Origin of the sequence: Burkholderia sp. Se-20373 (assembly GCF_017104705.1) — a bacterium.
Lineage (GTDB): Bacteria > Pseudomonadota > Gammaproteobacteria > Burkholderiales > Burkholderiaceae > Burkholderia.
Genome location: NZ_JAAGPH010000003.1, coordinates 46,214 through 62,635, shown reverse-complemented (window position 1 = coordinate 62,635; position 16,422 = coordinate 46,214). Strand labels below are relative to the sequence as shown.

The 16,422-nt window shown below is 67.5% G+C and carries 13 protein-coding genes; 6 read left to right on the top strand and 7 right to left on the bottom strand.

The window, feature by feature from the left end; genetic code table 11:
• Window positions 1-150: 150 nt before the first annotated feature.
• Genes G3N96_RS01660 through opcM form a run of 4 tightly spaced genes read left to right on the top strand, consistent with a single transcriptional unit; the run spans window position 151 to window position 7,053 of the window.
• On the top strand, window positions 151-1,011 hold the full coding sequence (locus tag G3N96_RS01660; RefSeq protein ID WP_089496127.1) for an alpha/beta hydrolase: 861 nt from the start codon (window positions 151-153) through the stop codon (window positions 1,009-1,011).
• Between the two features lie 32 nt (window positions 1,012-1,043).
• Window positions 1,044-2,261 carry a multidrug efflux RND transporter periplasmic adaptor subunit CeoA gene (gene ceoA, locus G3N96_RS01655; protein ID WP_069252569.1) on the top strand — a complete coding sequence of 406 codons (1,218 nt, stop codon included), beginning with the start codon at window positions 1,044-1,046 and terminating at the stop codon, window positions 2,259-2,261.
• Between the two features lie 45 nt (window positions 2,262-2,306).
• Window positions 2,307-5,507, top strand: a complete 3,201-nt coding sequence (gene ceoB / locus G3N96_RS01650) for a multidrug efflux RND transporter permease subunit CeoB (RefSeq protein WP_206136007.1) — start codon at window positions 2,307-2,309, stop codon at window positions 5,505-5,507.
• Between the two features lie 10 nt (window positions 5,508-5,517).
• Window positions 5,518-7,053: a multidrug efflux transporter outer membrane subunit OpcM gene (gene opcM / locus G3N96_RS01645; RefSeq protein ID WP_206136006.1), complete on the top strand. Its 1,536-nt coding sequence runs from the start codon at window positions 5,518-5,520 to the stop codon at window positions 7,051-7,053.
• Window positions 7,054-7,155: 102 nt separating this feature from the next.
• On the opposite strand, the gene G3N96_RS01640 is transcribed toward opcM, so the two are convergent.
• On the bottom strand, window positions 7,156-7,752 hold the full coding sequence (locus tag G3N96_RS01640; RefSeq protein WP_124584797.1) for a TetR/AcrR family transcriptional regulator: 597 nt from the start codon (window positions 7,750-7,752) through the stop codon (window positions 7,156-7,158).
• A gap of 125 nt (window positions 7,753-7,877) precedes the next feature.
• On the opposite strand from G3N96_RS01640, the gene G3N96_RS01635 reads away from it, so the two are divergent.
• Complete coding sequence (locus tag G3N96_RS01635; protein WP_206136005.1) at window positions 7,878-8,309, top strand: Tautomerase enzyme; 432 nt, start codon at window positions 7,878-7,880, stop codon at window positions 8,307-8,309.
• A gap of 65 nt (window positions 8,310-8,374) precedes the next feature.
• Here G3N96_RS01635 and G3N96_RS01630 read toward each other — a convergent pair whose 3' ends face one another.
• The gene (locus G3N96_RS01630; RefSeq protein WP_089441547.1) at window positions 8,375-9,265 is read right to left on the bottom strand and encodes a LysR family transcriptional regulator; all 891 of its coding nucleotides are present in this window, start codon (window positions 9,263-9,265) and stop codon (window positions 8,375-8,377) included.
• 96 nt (window positions 9,266-9,361) lie between these two features.
• Between G3N96_RS01630 and G3N96_RS01625 the strand changes: the two genes are divergently transcribed.
• Window positions 9,362-9,811 carry a PACE efflux transporter gene (locus G3N96_RS01625; RefSeq protein ID WP_206136004.1) on the top strand — a complete coding sequence of 150 codons (450 nt, stop codon included), beginning with the start codon at window positions 9,362-9,364 and terminating at the stop codon, window positions 9,809-9,811.
• A 146-nt stretch (window positions 9,812-9,957) separates the two neighbouring features.
• On the opposite strand, the gene G3N96_RS01620 is transcribed toward G3N96_RS01625, so the two are convergent.
• From G3N96_RS01620 to G3N96_RS01600, 5 genes are all read right to left on the bottom strand, one after another.
• Complete coding sequence (locus G3N96_RS01620; RefSeq protein ID WP_206136003.1) at window positions 9,958-10,809, bottom strand: alpha/beta hydrolase; 852 nt, start codon at window positions 10,807-10,809, stop codon at window positions 9,958-9,960.
• 273 nt (window positions 10,810-11,082) lie between these two features.
• Window positions 11,083-11,412 (bottom strand): DUF3579 domain-containing protein, encoded by a 330-nt coding sequence (locus G3N96_RS01615; RefSeq protein WP_206136002.1) that lies wholly within the window; start codon window positions 11,410-11,412, stop codon window positions 11,083-11,085.
• A 25-nt stretch (window positions 11,413-11,437) separates the two neighbouring features.
• Window positions 11,438-12,799 (bottom strand): sigma-54 dependent transcriptional regulator, encoded by a 1,362-nt coding sequence (locus tag G3N96_RS01610; protein ID WP_089428993.1) that lies wholly within the window; start codon window positions 12,797-12,799, stop codon window positions 11,438-11,440.
• Window positions 12,789-14,672, bottom strand: coding sequence for an ATP-binding protein (locus G3N96_RS01605; protein WP_124584788.1), 1,884 nt, complete (start codon window positions 14,670-14,672; stop codon window positions 12,789-12,791). The genes G3N96_RS01610 and G3N96_RS01605 overlap by 11 nt, the downstream gene beginning before the upstream one ends.
• A gap of 127 nt (window positions 14,673-14,799) precedes the next feature.
• Window positions 14,800-16,164 (bottom strand): 2-hydroxycarboxylate transporter family protein, encoded by a 1,365-nt coding sequence (locus G3N96_RS01600; RefSeq protein WP_089428995.1) that lies wholly within the window; start codon window positions 16,162-16,164, stop codon window positions 14,800-14,802.
• Window positions 16,165-16,422: the final 258 nt, after the last annotated feature.

Genomic DNA, 16,422 nt, shown 5'->3' with positions numbered 1-16,422 from the left:
CTCCGGAACAAGAAGGCTGCGCTACCTCGTGGGTAAACGCAGCCTCGGATTGTTCGGGGGCGTTGAATTGTGTTGCCGGATTATAGGCATTTATCCCAATGTCTGCCGGACCCAGAATTCGTTCCATCTCGAAATGGATGCTGCATCGTCATGGACGCTTCTGAATTCAGCAAATTCCTGAAGGCCGCGTTGCCCGTGCAAGCCACGGCAGGCGCGGCGCTGACGGTCGCCGAAGTCGAAATTCCCGGCTACGCGCAGGACATCGTGCTGCGCCTCTACCGCCGCCCGGACAAGACCGGGTTGCCAGTAGTGCTTTATTTCCACGGCGGCGGCTTCGTGCGCGGTTCGCTCGAAGACGCGGATTTCGCCGCGCGGTTTTTAGCAGAACGCTTACCAGCGCTCGTAGTGTCGGTCGACTATTCGCTCGCGCCGGCCTTCCCTTTTCCGGCCGCGCCGGAGGATGCGTATCGCGCCGCCGTATGGGCCGCGACGCGTGCCCGCGCGTTCGGCGGCAACCCGAAGAAGATCGGTGTCGCGGGCCACGACGCGGGCGGCCAGCTCGCGAACTGCCTTGCGTTCATCGCGCGCGATCGCGGCGAGGTGCAGATCGTCGCGCAGGCGCTGTTCGGGCCGATGCTCGACCCGAGCATGACGCGCATCGGCGACGCCGATCGCCTTGCCTCCGACATCACCCCGCGCGAATGCGCGGCCTGTTATCGCGCGTATCTGCCGCAGGCCGCGCAACGCATGCACCCGTACGCGGCGCCGCTCGAATCGGTGCGCCTCGCGGGGTTGCCGCCGACACTCGTCGTCACCGCGCAGAACGACGTGCTGCACGTCGAGGCGGAGAAATATGCGGGCTGCCTGATCTCGTCGGGCGTGCTCACGCAGGTGATCCGCTATCCGGACATCACGCACGCCGCGCTCGCGACGCACGAAGCCGCCTTCGAGGAAGCCGTGCGCTTCTTCCAGTGCCGCTTCCAGGCGCGCCAGCCGAACCGTCCCGAATAACCAAAACCAATCCACGTTTACTGGAGATCCACATGGCCATCCTACGCACCTCCCGTTCCCGAATCGCGACAGCGGCGATCGTGACGCTCGCCGTCGTCGGCCTCGGAACGTTCGGCGCAATGCGCGTGAACGCAAACGCACCGGAGAAAGCGGCAGCACCGCTGCCCGAAGTCGACGTCGCGACCGTCGTGCCGCAGACCGTGACCGACTGGCAGAGTTATTCGGGCCGCCTCGAAGCGGTCGAGAAAGTCGACGTGCGCCCGCAGGTGTCGGGCACGATCGTCGCGGTGAACTTCAAGGACGGCGCGCTCGTGAAGAAGGGCGACGTGCTGTTCGTGATCGACCCGCGCCCGTACCAGGCCGAAACCGATCGCGCGGCCGCGCAGCTCGCGGCCGCGCAGGCACGCAACGGCTACGCGCAGACCGACTGGCAGCGCGCGCAGCGGCTGATCGGCGACAACGCGATCGCGAAGCGCGACTACGACGAGAAGCAGAATGCGGCCCGCGAGGCGACGGCGAACCTGAAGGCCGCCGAAGCCGCGCTCGAAACGGCGCGCATCAACCTCGGCTATACGCGGATCACGGCGCCGGTGTCGGGCCGCGTGTCGCGTGCGGAAATCACGCTCGGCAACGTCGTGTCGGCCGGCGCAGCGGCCGCGCCGCTGACGACGCTGGTGTCGGTGTCGCCGATCTACGCATCGTTCGACGCGGACGAGCAGACCTACCTGCAATACATCAACGGCGCGCGCAGCGGCCGCAAGGTGCCGGTCGAGCTCGGCCTCGCGAACGAAACCGGCTACTCGCGCAGCGGCGAGATCGACTCGGTCGACAACCGGCTCGACACGTCGTCCGGCACGATCCGCGTGCGCGCGCGCTTCGACAACGCCGACGGCGCGCTCGTCCCGGGCCTCTACGCACGCGTGAAGGTGGGCGGCAGCGCGCCGCACGAGGCACTGCTCGTCGACGACGCGGCGATCAACACCGACCAGGACAAGAAGTTCGTGTTCGTCGTCGACCAGCAGGGCCGCGTGTCGTACCGCGAAGTGCAGCAGGGGATGCAGCACGGCAACCGGCGCGTGATCGTGAGCGGGCTCTCCGCCGGCGATCGCGTGATCGTGAACGGCACGCAGCGCGTGCGCCCCGGCGAACAGGTGAAGCCGCACATGGTCCCGATGACGGGCGGTGACGCGCCGTCCGCGCCTTTGGCGGGCAACGCGAAGCCGGCCGCCCCGGCGAAGGCGGATTCGTAAGCGGCTTGCCGCTTCGCATCCGCGTTCAACCAGACAGAGCAACCCATGAACATTTCAAAATTCTTTATCGACCGGCCGATCTTCGCAGGAGTCCTATCGGTGATCATCCTGCTCGGCGGGGTGATCGCGATGTTCCTGCTGCCGATCTCCGAATATCCGGAAGTCGTGCCGCCTTCCGTGATCGTCAAGGCGCAGTACCCGGGTGCGAACCCGAAAGTGATCGCCGAGACGGTCGCGTCGCCGCTCGAAGAGCAGATCAACGGCGTCGAGGACATGCTCTACATGCAGTCGCAGGCGAACAGCGACGGCAACATGACGATCACCGTCACGTTCAAGCTCGGCACCGATCCGGACAAGGCCACGCAGCTCGTGCAGAACCGCGTGAACCAGGCGCTGCCGCGCCTGCCGGAAGACGTGCAGCGGCTCGGCATCACGACGGTGAAGAGCTCGCCGACGCTGACGATGGTGGTCCACCTGATCTCGCCGGACAACCGTTATGACATGACCTACCTGCGCAACTACGCGCTGATCAACGTGAAGGATCGCCTGTCGCGGATCCAGGGCGTCGGCCAGGTGCAGCTGTGGGGTTCGGGCGACTACGCGATGCGCGTGTGGCTCGATCCGCAGAAGGTCGCGCAGCGCGGGCTGTCGGCCGAGGACGTCGTGCAGGCGATCCGCGAGCAGAACGTGCAGGTCGCGGCCGGCGTGATCGGCGCGTCGCCGTCGCTGCCGGGCACGCCGCTGCAGTTGTCGGTGAACGCGCGCGGCCGCCTGCAGACGGAAGACGAGTTCGGCGACATCGTCGTGAAGACGACGCCGGACGGCGGCGTCACGCACCTGCGCGACATCGCGCGGATCCAGCTCGACGCATCCGAATACGGGCTGCGCTCGCTGCTCGACAACAAGCCGGCCGTCGCGATGGCGATCAACCAGTCGCCGGGCGCGAACTCGCTGCAGATCTCGGACGAAGTGCGCAAGACGATGGCCGAGCTGAAGCAGGACATGCCGGCGGGCGTCGACTACAAGATCGTCTATGACCCGACGCAGTTCGTGCGTTCGTCGATCAAGGCCGTCGTGCACACGCTGCTCGAAGCGATCGCGCTGGTCGTGATCGTCGTGATCGTGTTCCTGCAGACCTGGCGCGCGTCGCTGATTCCGCTGATCGCGGTGCCGGTGTCGATCATCGGTACGTTCTCGCTGCTGCTTGCATTCGGGTATTCGATCAACGCGTTGTCATTGTTCGGGATGGTGCTCGCGATCGGGATCGTGGTCGACGATGCGATCGTGGTGGTCGAGAACGTCGAGCGGAACATCGAGAGCGGGATGAACGCACGGGCGGCGACCTACAAGGCGATGCAGGAAGTGAGCGGGCCGATCATCGCGATCGCGCTGACGCTCGTCGCCGTGTTCGTGCCGCTCGCGTTCATGTCGGGCCTGACCGGCCAGTTCTACAAGCAGTTCGCGATGACCATCGCGATCTCGACGGTGATCTCGGCGTTCAACTCGCTGACGCTGTCGCCGGCGCTGTCCGCGATCCTGCTGAAGGGTCACGGCGACAAGGAAGACTGGCTCACTCGCGTGATGAACCGCGTGCTCGGCGGCTTCTTCCGCGGCTTCAACAAGGTGTTCCATCGCGGCGCGGAGAACTACGGCCGCGGCGTGCGCGGCGTGCTGTCGCGCAAGACGCTGATGCTCGGCGTGTACCTCGTGCTGGTGGGCGCTACCGTGCTCGTGTCGAAGGTCGTGCCGGGCGGCTTCGTGCCCGCGCAGGACAAGGAATACCTGATCGCGTTCGCGCAGCTGCCGAACGGCGCGTCGCTCGACCGCACCGAGAAGGTGATCCGCGACATGGGGTCGATCGCGCTGAAGCAGCCGGGCGTCGAGAGCGCGGTCGCGTTCCCGGGGCTGTCGGTGAACGGCTTCACGAACAGCTCGAGCGCAGGCATCGTGTTCGTCACGCTGAAGCCGTTCTCGGAACGGCACGGCAAGGCGCTGTCGGCCGGCGCGATCGCGGGGGCGCTGAACCAGAAGTACGGCGCGATGAAGGACTCGTTCGTCGCGGTGTTCCCGCCGCCGCCGGTGCTCGGCCTCGGTACGCTGGGCGGGTTCAAGATGCAGGTGGAGGATCGCGGCGCGGTCGGCTATGCGCGGCTCGCGGATGCGACCAACGACTTCATCAAGCGCGCGCAGCAGGCGCCTGAGCTTGGCCCGTTGTTCACGAGCTATCAGATCAACGTGCCGCAGCTCAACGTCGATCTCGATCGCGTGAAGGCGAAGCAGTTGGGCGTGCCGGTGACCGACGTGTTCAACACGATGCAGGTGTATCTCGGCTCGCTGTACGTGAACGACTTCAACCGCTTCGGCCGTGTGTACCAGGTGCGCGTGCAGGCCGATGCGCCGTTCCGCCAGCGCGCGGACGACATCCTGCAGTTGAAGACCCGCAACGACCGTGGCGAGATGGTGCCGCTGTCGTCGCTCGTCACGGTGACGCCGACGTTCGGCCCGGAAATGGTCGTGCGCTACAACGGCTACACGGCGGCCGACATCAACGGCGGCCCGGCGCCGGGCTTCTCGTCGGGGCAGGCGCAGGCCGCGGTCGAGCGCATCGCGCATGAAACGCTGCCGCGCGGCGTGCGGTTCGAATGGACCGACCTCACGTACCAGCAGATTCTTGCCGGCGATTCGGCGATGTATGTGTTCCCGATCAGCGTGCTGCTCGTGTTCCTCGTGCTCGCGGCGTTGTATGAAAGCCTGACGCTGCCGCTCGCGGTGATCCTGATCGTGCCGATGAGCATTCTGTCGGCGCTGACGGGCGTGTGGCTCACGCAGGGCGACAACAACATCTTCACGCAGATCGGCTTGATGGTGCTGGTGGGGCTGTCGGCGAAGAACGCGATCCTGATCGTCGAATTCGCGCGTGAACTCGAACACGACGGCAGGACGCCGCTCGAGGCCGCGATCGAGGCGAGCCGGTTGCGGCTGCGCCCGATCCTGATGACGTCGATCGCCTTCATCATGGGGGTGGTGCCGCTCGTCACGTCGACGGGTGCCGGTTCGGAAATGCGCCATGCGATGGGTGTCGCGGTGTTCTTCGGGATGCTCGGCGTGACACTGTTCGGGCTGATGCTGACGCCGGTGTTCTATGTCGTGCTGCGCACGCTCGCGGGCGGCAAGATCCACGTCGCCGGGAAGGACTCGGCGGGGTACGGCGTGCCGCCGTCGGGTGCGTCGGCTTCGGATGCTTGAGGGAAACAAGATGGATAACATGCACAACACGAACGGCCTGATGCGCTTCGCGAAGGTGGCGGCCGCGAGCACCCTGCTCGCGACGCTGCTCGCCGCGTGCGCGGTGGGGCCCGACTACAAGCGCCCGGATGCGCCGACGCCCGCCGCATTCAAGGAAGCGCCGACGCTTGCCGCCGGCGAACAGGCCGGCACGTGGAAGACGGCCGAGCCGGCGGACGGCGCGCATCGCGGCGAATGGTGGAAGGTGTTCGGCGACCCGGTGCTCGATTCGCTCGAAGCGCAGGCGCTCGCCGCGAACCAGAACCTGAAGGCCGCGGCCGCGCGGGTCGAGGAAGCGCGTGCGGCGACCCGTACCGCGCGCTCGCAATGGTTCCCGCAGGTCGGTGCCGGCTTCGGGCCGACGCGTGAGGGGCTGTCGTCGGCGTCGCAGTTCCAGCCGCAGGGCACGGGCCCGACCAATGCGACGCTGTGGCGCGCGCAGGGCACGGTGTCGTATGAAGCCGACCTGTTCGGCCGCGTCGGCCGCAACGTCGAGGCGTCGCGTGCCGACCAGGCGCAGAGCGAAGCGCTGTTCCGTTCGGTGCAGCTCGCGCTGCAGGCGGACGTCGCGCAGAACTACTTCGAACTGCGTCAGCTCGATTCCGACCAGGACCTGTACCGCCGCACGGTGGAGCTGCGCGAGCAGGCACTGAAGCTCGTGCAGCGCCGCTTCAACGAAGGCGACATCAGCGAGCTCGACGTATCGCGCGCGAAGAACGAGCTGGCCACCGCGCAGGCCGATGCGGTCGGCGTCGCGCGGCGGCGCGCGGCGTCCGAGCATGCGCTCGCGATCCTGCTCGGCAAGGCGCCCGCGGATTTCGCGTTCAAGGAAACGCCGATCGTGCCGGTCGCGGTGAAGGTGCCGCCGGGCCTGCCGTCCGCGCTGCTCGAACGGCGCCCGGACGTGTCGGCGGCAGAGCGTGCGATGGCGGCCGCGAACGCGCGGATCGGCCTCGCGAAGTCGGCGTACTTCCCGAAGCTCGATATCACCGGGGCGTTCGGGTATGAGGCGTCGACGCTCGGCAACCTGTTCCTGTGGTCGAGCCGCACGTTCCTGCTCGGGCCGTTCGCCGGCACCGCGCTGACGCTGCCGCTGTTCGACGGCGGCCGTCGTGCGGCCGGCGTGCAGCAGGCACGCGCGCAGTACGACGAGCAGGTCGCGAACTACCGGCAGCAGGTGCTCGTCGCGTTCCGCGAGGTCGAGGACAATCTCGCCGACTTGCGCCTGCTCGACGACCAGATCCGCGCGCAGGATGCGGCCGTCAACGCGTCGCGCCGCGCGGCGACGTTGTCGCGCACGCAGTATCAGGAAGGCGAGGTCGCGTATCTCGACGTGATCGACAGCGAGCGCTCGGTGCTGCAGTCGCAACTGCAGTCGAACCAGTTGACCGGCGCGCAGGCCGTGTCGACCGTGAACCTGATCCGCGCGCTGGGCGGCGGATGGGGGCCGGCACCGACGGCGGTGGGCGATGCGGCGTCCGTCAAGGAGGCGGTGGCGGCGCGGTGACGCACCGGCCCGAGACGGGCCGACTTAACGGGTAGTCGATCGAAGCACCCCGATCCGTGGCGACGCGGATCGGGTTTTTTTATGGGCGGGCGGTCAGGGCAGTCAGGCCGGTTGCTCCGGCTTCACGTCCGTGCGCTCGGCGATCACGACCGCGTAGCGGCCGACCGCATCGGCAATGCGTTGCGCGAGCTCGGGATCACGCACCGCGCGCGCAAGCGTGACGCCGCCTGACAGCAGCGCGAGGAACGCGATTGCCCGATCGTCATCGGGTGGGCTGTCCATTCCGGCGGACACTTCGTCGACGATCTGCCGCAGTGCCTGCTCGTACGCGTCGCGCGTCTCGTCATCGGCACGCATTACTTCCGGGGACAAGCTCGGCAGCGCACAGCTTTCGCCGAGTTCGCAGGTGCGCCGCGGCCCCAGGTAGAACGAGACGAACGGGCGGCGCCAGCGCGCGCCATGCTCGGCCTTGAACGTCGCGACGCCTTGCCGGAGCTGGGCGAGGCCATCGAGGACGACCTGCCGGAACGCTTCACCCTTCGTTTTGAAATGGCCGTAGAACGCGCCGTTGGTGACGCCCGCCGCCTTCGTCAGCGGACCGATGCCGGAGCCGCCATACCCCTCCTCGCGGAACAGCCGGCTCGCGGCTTCGAGGATGCGCGTACGGGTTTCGTGCTTGTGCTCGACGGAATAACGCATGACAGGCTCGCTTCAGAGCGATCACTCTTTATCTTGCATAGAGAGCGATCAGTGTCTAATGTATAGAGAGTGACTGGTATTTATATCACGTCACCTGACCGATGACCTGACCTGGAGAAAGTGCGATGCCGATTACGCTGACAGTATCCGAAGGGGTTTTCACGCCGGACGACGAGGGGGCGGTGTTTGCCGAGTTGACCGATGCGCTGCTGGACGTTGAGGGACTGACCGGGAATGCGTTCCTGGCGCCGAACGTGGTGGGCACGCTCAACGTGCTGCCGCGACACCGGACCTTCGTGCATGGGCGCGCGGAGCCTGCCGCGTTCGTCGAGCTGAAGTTGCCCGCCGTGGCGCTCGCGGCGCCCGAGCGGCAGCGGAAATTCGTCGAACGGGCGACCGAGATCGTGCTGCGCTGGGCAGGTGGGCGGCTGACGGCCGCGCAGGTGTGGGTGAATGTGGTTCATGCGGTCGACGGTGGATGGGGCATTGCCGGACGACGCTACGACAACGCGTCGCTCGTCGATTCGATCCAGAGTGCGGCGGCGGCAGCGCACTGATCGCAACTAACGGTCAATCCGTCCGGCGTTGACCGACGGCGTGGCGACGCTCGCCGCCACGCCGGTCATTTTTCGTCGCCCGCCACCCGCAGCGCGCGAACCAGTTCGCTCGCCGCCTTGCCGAGCCCCGTATGCTTCGGTCGGCGCAGGTACACCGGTAGCGGCAGCCCGTTGCGGATGTTCGCGAACACGAGCGGCGCGAGTTCGCCGTCGGCGACGTATCGGCCGATCATGGATTCGGGCAAATTCGCCCAGCCATGCCCGGCCTTCACGAGCGCGATCGCGGTGGCCATGTCGGTCACCTTCCACGTGCGGTTGCCGATCACCGGCCGCACGTCGGTGAGCGGCCGCTCGGGATCGGCGATCACGATCTGCCTGAAGCCCGACAACCGCTCGATCGCTTCGGGTTGCGCGCATTCGGCGATCGCCGGATGGCTCGGCGCGGCGACCGCGACGAGCGTCTCGGTCCACAGCGCGTGGATCTGCTCCTGCGGATGCAGGTCGAGCCCGCCATACGCGACACAGAGATCGACGGCGCCGCGATGCAGCGCATCGATGATCACGTCCTGCGGCGCCGTGACGATGCTGATCGCGAGCGCCGGGTATTTCGCGGCGACGGCCGTCAGCGCGCGGGCGACGGGCGCGCCGTCGAGTTCGGCGGCGAGGCCGAGCCGCAACGTATCCTCGACGCCTTCCGACAGGTGCTGCGCATGCGCGCGCAGCGCGTGCAGCCGCTCGGCGATCGAGCGCGCGTCGGGCAGCAGCGCCGCCATCGCGGCGGTCGGCGTCGGTTCGCGCGTGCCGCGGTCGAACAGCACGAGGTCGAGTTCGGCCTCGAGGTTCGCGATCGCCATGCTGATCGCGGACGGCGTGCGGCCGAGCGCCCGCGCGGCGGCCGAGAACGAGCCTTTGTCGATGACGGTCAGCAGCATGTCGATGTGGTCGCTGGTCAGCATGCGCGCCTCCTGTCAGAAAAATTGAAAGGACCTGACTTTGGCGGACGAAGTGCCCGCTGTAGTCTCGCCACCTGGTTCGAAACGAAGGGGGCGGTGATGCAAGGATGGAAGAGACGCATAGTCTACGTCGTGATGTTCGAGGTGCTCGGCATCCTGATCGCATCGTCGGTGCTCGGCATGCTGAGCGGCGCGAGCGCGGCGACGAGCGGCTTGCTCGGCGTGATGATCTCGACGACGGGCGTCGTCGTCAATTTTCTGTACAACCTCGGGTTCGAGGCGTGGGAGCGGCGGCGTGCGGAAACCACGCGCACGGTCGGGCGGCGCGTCGTGCACGCGATCGGATTCCAGGTTGCACTCGTGACGTTCCTGATCCCGCTGATCGCGTGGTGGCTCGACGTGTCGTTGCTGCAGGCGTTCCTGTACGACGCGGTGCTGATCGTGTTCTTCCCGATCTTCACGTTCACGTACAACTGGGCGTTCGACAGCGTATTCGGGCTGCCCGATGCGGTCACGCGCAAGGCGGAGCCGGAGCCGGCCGTGTGGTAAGCCCTGCTGAAGGAATTGCGCGGGCAGATTGACGGGACGGACGCGCCGGCGACGCACGGCGGTTGAGGAAGCGGCGATGCGGCGTGTATCCGCATCGTCGTTGAACAGCGAGGAGAACGGGCGACGCGGAAACCGCCCGGGCGCCCTTACGCGGCGACGAAGTCGTGCACGTAACGGTTGAACACGGCGGGGCTTGCCGCATTCATCCCGTGCGATGCGCCGGCAACCGTCTGCCGTTGCGCATGCCCGATCCACTGCGACAGCGTGTCGACGTTGTTGCGGAACATCTTCGGGCTGCGCTGGCCGTCGATCAGCAGTGTGCGGCATGCGATGTCGCCGGCCGTGTGCTGCGAATAGGCGGGCAGCGGGTCGCGCAGTTGCTTGGGCAGCGTGCTTGCGTTGTCGATCGCCATCGTGCGAAAGCGCGACGTGCTCTTCTTCCACGCGCCGGGCAGGCTCACGGAATCGACGAACATCTCGAGGCCGGCTTCCACTTCTCCTTGCCCGATCAGGTTCACGGCCTGCGTGCGCAGCGCGATCGCGGCGGCCGGCAGCGCGGCTTCACGCACGCCCGGCTGTTGCAGCGGGCCGCCCGGATCGGCGAGGGTCAGCGAGTCGACGAGATGCGGATGCTGGCGCGCGACGTTGAACGCGACGCTGCCGCCGCGCGAATGGCCGACCAGGTGCACGGGGCCGAGATCGAGCGCGTCGATGAATTCGGCGAGCTCGTCGACGTGGTTCTGCCAGCTGAACTCGTCCTGGATGCCCGCTTCGACCGCCGGCCAGTAATGGCTGAGGCTCGGCGCGATGCAGCGGTAGTGGGCCGACAGCGACGCGAGCTGCGGATCCCAGTAGCGGTAGTCGCACAGCGAGCCGTGCACGAACACCATCGGCGCACCGCTGCCCCGCTCGACATACGGCAGGCTGATGCCTGACGAAAGCGTCGCAAATTGCAGGTCGGGGTTCGCGAGCACGGACGGCTCGATTCGCATGTTCATGACTGAAAGACTCAAAGGTGCGTCAACACGACGCAACTATGCATCACGGCGACCTGCAAGGAAAACGCATAATTTTCATCGTGACGATCAATTTTATTGATGGCTCGGCCGGAAACCCTTGTCGGAAGGGGATGGGTGTCGATGCTTTCAATCGTCTGACGATGGGTCGTTAAGCCGGCATGGACGGAAAAGGGCATGCGGCGGCCTGCGCAACCACGCAACGAAACCATGGAAAAAGGGAGGCCGCGAGCCGCCGCGACAGCGGCCCGCGCGTCACCGCACCGTCAACGCGGGCGCGGTCTGAAGCACGACGGGGAGGTCGTTGTCGGTCGCGAACTGCATCGCGAAATCGAATGCGTCCGCACACACGGTGCGCAATTCGTCCGACACGAACAGGCATTTGACGTTGCCGTCGACGACGGGCATCGCGAGCCGCGACAGCGCGCACGGATAGCCGGGCCGCCGTTCGCCGACGAACAGCGTAATGACGCCCGCGAGGCGCTCGGGCCAGTCGCTCGGGCGGAAGGTTTTCTGCGCGTGCGTGATGCCGCGGATCAGGTGGCCGGTGACGCGGCCGTGTTCGGTGATGTCGATGCGATTCATGCTGGAGTGCGTGTCCTCGTTCGCGTCATTCGCCGCCATCGGCCGCCGCGTCGCCGCGCGCGGGAATCCGCAGGTTGCGCAGCTTGTGATAGAGCGTTTTCTTCGGCATCCCGAGCGCTTCGCTTGCCTCCGCGACGTTGCCGTTGTGACGCTGCAGCATGTCCTCGATCAGCATCCGCTCGAAATACGCGAGCTGCTCCGCGAGCGTGCCGCCCGCGGCCGGCGTGCCGCCGGACGACAGCAGGCTGTCGCCGGTCAGCCCGAGCACGAAGCGGTCGGCCACGTTCTGCAGCTCGCGCACGTTGCCCGGCCACGCATGCGTCATCAGTTCGGATACCTGCGCAGCCGTGACGACCGGCGCCGGCTGCCCGAAGCGCCGCGCGGCCGCGAGCACGAAATGCTCGAACAGCAGCGGGACGTCCTCGCGCCGCTCGCGCAGCGGCGGCAGTTCGATCTGCGCGACGTTGAGGCGATACAGCAAGTCCGCGCGAAAGCGGCCGTCGGCCGCGAGCTCGGCAAGATCGGCCTTCGACGCGGCGACCACGCGGCAGTCGACCGGAATCAGCTCGTTCGCGCCGAGCCGCTCGACCACGCGCTCCTGCAGCACGCGCAGCATCTTGACCTGCAGCGGAATCGGCATCGTCTCGATCTCGTCGAGGAACAGCGTGCCGCCGTCCGCCCATTCGATCTTGCCGATGCGTTTCTTGATCGCGCCGGTGAATGCGCCGGCTTCGTGGCCGAACAGTTCGCTCTCGAACACCTGTTCCGGCAGGCCGCCGCAGTTCAGCGCGACGAAATGCGCGTCGCGCCGGCCGCCGAAATCGTGCAGGCTGCGCGCGATCAGTTCCTTGCCGGTGCCGGTTTCGCCGGTGATCAGCACCGACACCGACGTATCGGCGAGGCGCAGGATCTTCTTGCGCACGTCGGCCATCGCGGGCGACTTGCCGAGCACGAACGCCTCGATGCCCTGCCAGTTGTTCAGCGCCGCGCGCAGCCCCTGTACCTCGAGCGTCAGGCGGCGCTTCTCGACCGCGCGCGCGACGCGCCCCGCGATCACGTCCGACGAAAACGGCTTCTCGATGAAGTCGTACGCGCCGACCTGCATCGCGCCGACGGCCGTCGAGATGTCGGCATGGCCGCTGATCAGCACGACCGGGATCTGCGCGTCGATGGCCATCACGCGATCGAGCAGCTGCAGCCCGTCGATGCCCGGCATCCTCACGTCGGACACGATCACGACCGGCGCGCCGGGCGCGACGTGATGCAGCGCGTCGGCGGCCGACGCGAATGCGTCCACTGCGAAGCCGGCAAGCGCCACCGCCTGCTCGACGCCGATCCGGACGTTTTCATCGTCCTCGACGACCAGCACCCGAATCTCATCTTCCATGCTCTGTCCTTTGCAGCGTGGCCGCCGCGAATTCGATACTGAACTGCGCGCCGCCGTCGTCGCGGTTCGTCGCGGCGATCCTCGCGCCGAACGCCTCGACGATGCGCGACGTGATTGCGAGGCCGAGCCCGAGGCCCTGGCCGCGCGGCTTGGTCGTGACGAACGGCTCGAACAGGTGCGGCAGCACCTCGGGCGCGATGCCCGCGCCGCTGTCGGCGACGGTGAAGCGCACGCGGCCGGCTTCGTCCGGCCCGGCGGCCTCGATGACGATGCGGCGCACGGGCGCGTCGTGCACCGCGTCGAGCGCGTTGCCGAGCAGGTTCACGATCACCTGCTGCAACTGGCTCGATTCGGCCGATACGGCGGTGCCCGGCGCGATGTGCACGTCGAGCTGCACGCCTTCGTCGCGAATGCGCGCGTCGTAGATCAGCCGCGCATGCGCGACGGCCTCGTTCAGCGACACCGCGACGCGCTCGACGTCGGGCTTGCGCGCGAAGGTCTTCAGCTCGCCGGTGAGCACCGCCATGCTGTCGACGAGCTTGCCGATCCGCTCGAGATTGGCGAGCGCCGGCGCGGGCTGGCCGCGCTCGAAGAACGTGCGCGCGTTGTCGCACAGCGTGCGGATCGCGACGAGCGGCTGGTTCAGCTCATGCGTGAGGCCGGCGGCCATCTGCCCGAGCACCGCGAGCTTGCCCGCATGCACGACTTCCTGCTGCGATGCGCGCAGCCGCTGCTCGGTGCGCTCGCGCTCGACGATCTCGCGCTGCATCCGTTCGTTCGCGGCCGTCAGCGCGGCCGTGCGCTGCGCGACGGTCAGCTCGAGCTGGTCGTTCGCGCGCCGCAGCGCGTCCTGCGCGTTCAGCCGCGCGACGATGGCCCGACGGCGCTGGATCGCATAGCCGGCGAGCAGCGCGGCGATCAGGAACGCACCGGTGACGAACACGAAGGCCGTCTGCTGCTGGCGCCGCGCGCCCGCGATGTCGAGCAGCACCATCAGCGAATCGCCGGCCTGCGGCGCGGGGCGCGACATCACGAGATAGCGCGTGGTGCGGCCGCTGTGGCGCGTATCGGGGAAGGTCCCGAACCACGCGGCCGCGCTGCGGTCGCCGATATGGCGGTACGGCAGCGCATCGACCGTGCGGCCCGCGTATTGCCGCGACGCCTGGATGTCGTGCTGCTGCTGCGCGGTGATCGGGCGCAGTGCAGTGAATTTCCACGCGGGTTCGGTCGAGATCACGACCACGCCGTTGCGGTCGACGACCATCGCGGCGACGCCCGGCGCGCGCCACGCCGATTCGAGCGGATCGACGCTGATCTTCACGGCGGCCACGCCGATCGGCACGCCGTCGTCGCGCACCGCACTGGCGAAGTAGACGCCCGGCACGCCGGTGTTGGTGCCGATGCCGAAGAAGCGGCCGCTGCCGCGCGCGAGCGCGTCCTTGAAATACGGCCGGTACGACACGTTGGTGCCGACGAAGCTGAGCGTCTCGTTCCAGTTGCTGGCGGCGATCACGTCGCCCTGCAGGTCGATCACGTCGACTGCGCCGCTGCCCGCGTCGCGGTTCACCGCTTCGAGGTAGGTGTTGACCGTGTGTACGAGTTCGGGAGCCTCATGCGGCGCGGCTTTCAGCATCGTGCGCACGCCGTCCTGCCGCGCGACCAGGCCGGGCAGGATCTCGAAGCGGCCCAGCTCGCTTTTCAGGCTCGACGCATACAGGTCGAGCCGGTGCGCACCGGTTTCCTCGAGCGCGTCGATCGCGCGTTCCCACGCGAAATCGACGGCCGCGGCCGCGACGCACACATACAGCACACCGGCCGATGCCCAGCCCCACCACGGGATTCCCTTGAAGCTCTTCTGCACGTTCGCCCTCATCGAAGCCCGCAACCGCCCGCCCGGCGTGACGCCCGAATTGACGCCCTGAACGACGCGCGCCGCGCGCCGGCTGGGCCGGCGGCGGCGCGTGCAAAGCGGCCTGCGCGACGGTGCGCGCGGCGGCGCGTCATCCGAAGTGGGCGACCAGGATCAGCGTGACCGTGACGACGATCGCGCCGCCGATCCGCGTCGCGATCTGCGCGAACGGCATCAGCTGCATCCGGTTCGCGGCGGTCAGGATCGCGACGTCGCCGGTGCCGCCTTGCCCGCTGTGGCAGGCGTTCACGATTGCGGTGTCGATAGGGTACATCTTCATCAGGCGGCCGACCACGAAACCGGTGCCCATCAGCGTCGCGACGGTCGACACGATCGTGACGACGTTGACGATCGTGAACGCGGCGGTCAGCTTGTCCCACGGCGTCATCGCGACGCCGATCGCGAACAGCAGCGGGTACGTGACGGCGGTCGAGAAGAACTTGTAGACGACGAACGCGCCTTCCTGCAGCGGCGGCGACACCGCACGCGCGAGCTTCACGAGCACCGCGAGGAACAGCATCGCGACCGGCGCGGGCAGGCCGAACAGCTTGTGCGCCATCAGGCCCACCAGGTACAGCGTGATGGCCGTGATGCCGGCGCCCGCGATGTGCGAGACGTCGACGTGGCCGCGGATTTCCTCGTTCTCGGGCGTCATGTCGCCCGATTCGCCGACCTGCAGGCGGCCGTTGCCGGTCAGGTGCGGGAAGCGCTTGCCGAGCATGTCGAGCGCGCCGGACAGGATGATCGCGGTCAGGCTGCCGAGCATCACGGGCGGCAGCACCATCGCGAACATCTCGCCTTGCGGCAGGTGCATCAGTTCCGAATAGCCGATCGACAGCGGAATTGCACCTTCGCCGACGCCGCCCGCCATGATCGGCACGACGATGTACAGCAGCGTGTGGCGCGCGCCGAGGCCGAGCGCGGTGCCGACCGCCGTGCCGACGATCGCGGCCGCGACCGAGCCGGCCGCGAGCGGGATGAAGATCTTCACGAAGCCCTGGATCAGCACGCGGCGATCCATGCTCAGGATGCTGCCGACGATGATCGACGCGATGAACAGGTACAGGAAGTTGGTCGACTTCGTGAATTCGACGGTGAGGTTCAGCACCGGCTTCGGCAGCACGTGGTAGTACGTGAGCGCCGACGGCACGAAGGTCGCGAAGATCGCGGCCGCGCCGATGTTGCGCAAGAGCGGCAGGCGCTTGCCCAGTTCCGCGCAGGTGAAGCCGAAGAACGCGAGCACCGCGATCGCCATCGAGATCTCGCCGGGCACCTTGCCGGTCACCGAGAAGCCGACGATCAGCGCGAGCAGGATGAAGTAGACGGGCAGCGGAATGATGCCGATGCGGATTTCCATCAGTTTCCACCAGCCTTCCGGCCAGAAGCGCGCGCGCGGGGTGGCGACGGCGTCGGAAACCGGCTCCGGATGGGACGGGGTATGGATAGAGGTCTGCAAGACGTGTCTCCTGATGTTGGTATGCCTGCATGGCTTCGCGGCATCGTGTGCCGTCTATTACGCAACCCCCGTGCCAGGAATCCCGCTCGCCGGAATATTTTTAATGCCTTGATTTATAAGGGGTTTGTTTCGTCTGCGGAAAGGGGGCCCCGACCGGCTGGCCGAGATTTCGGAATTCGCCCGGCGCCCAGGCCGAGATTTCGGCCTGGCGGCCGGCCGGGCGCCCGGTCAGGCCCCCGATCCCGCATGGCCGCCCGC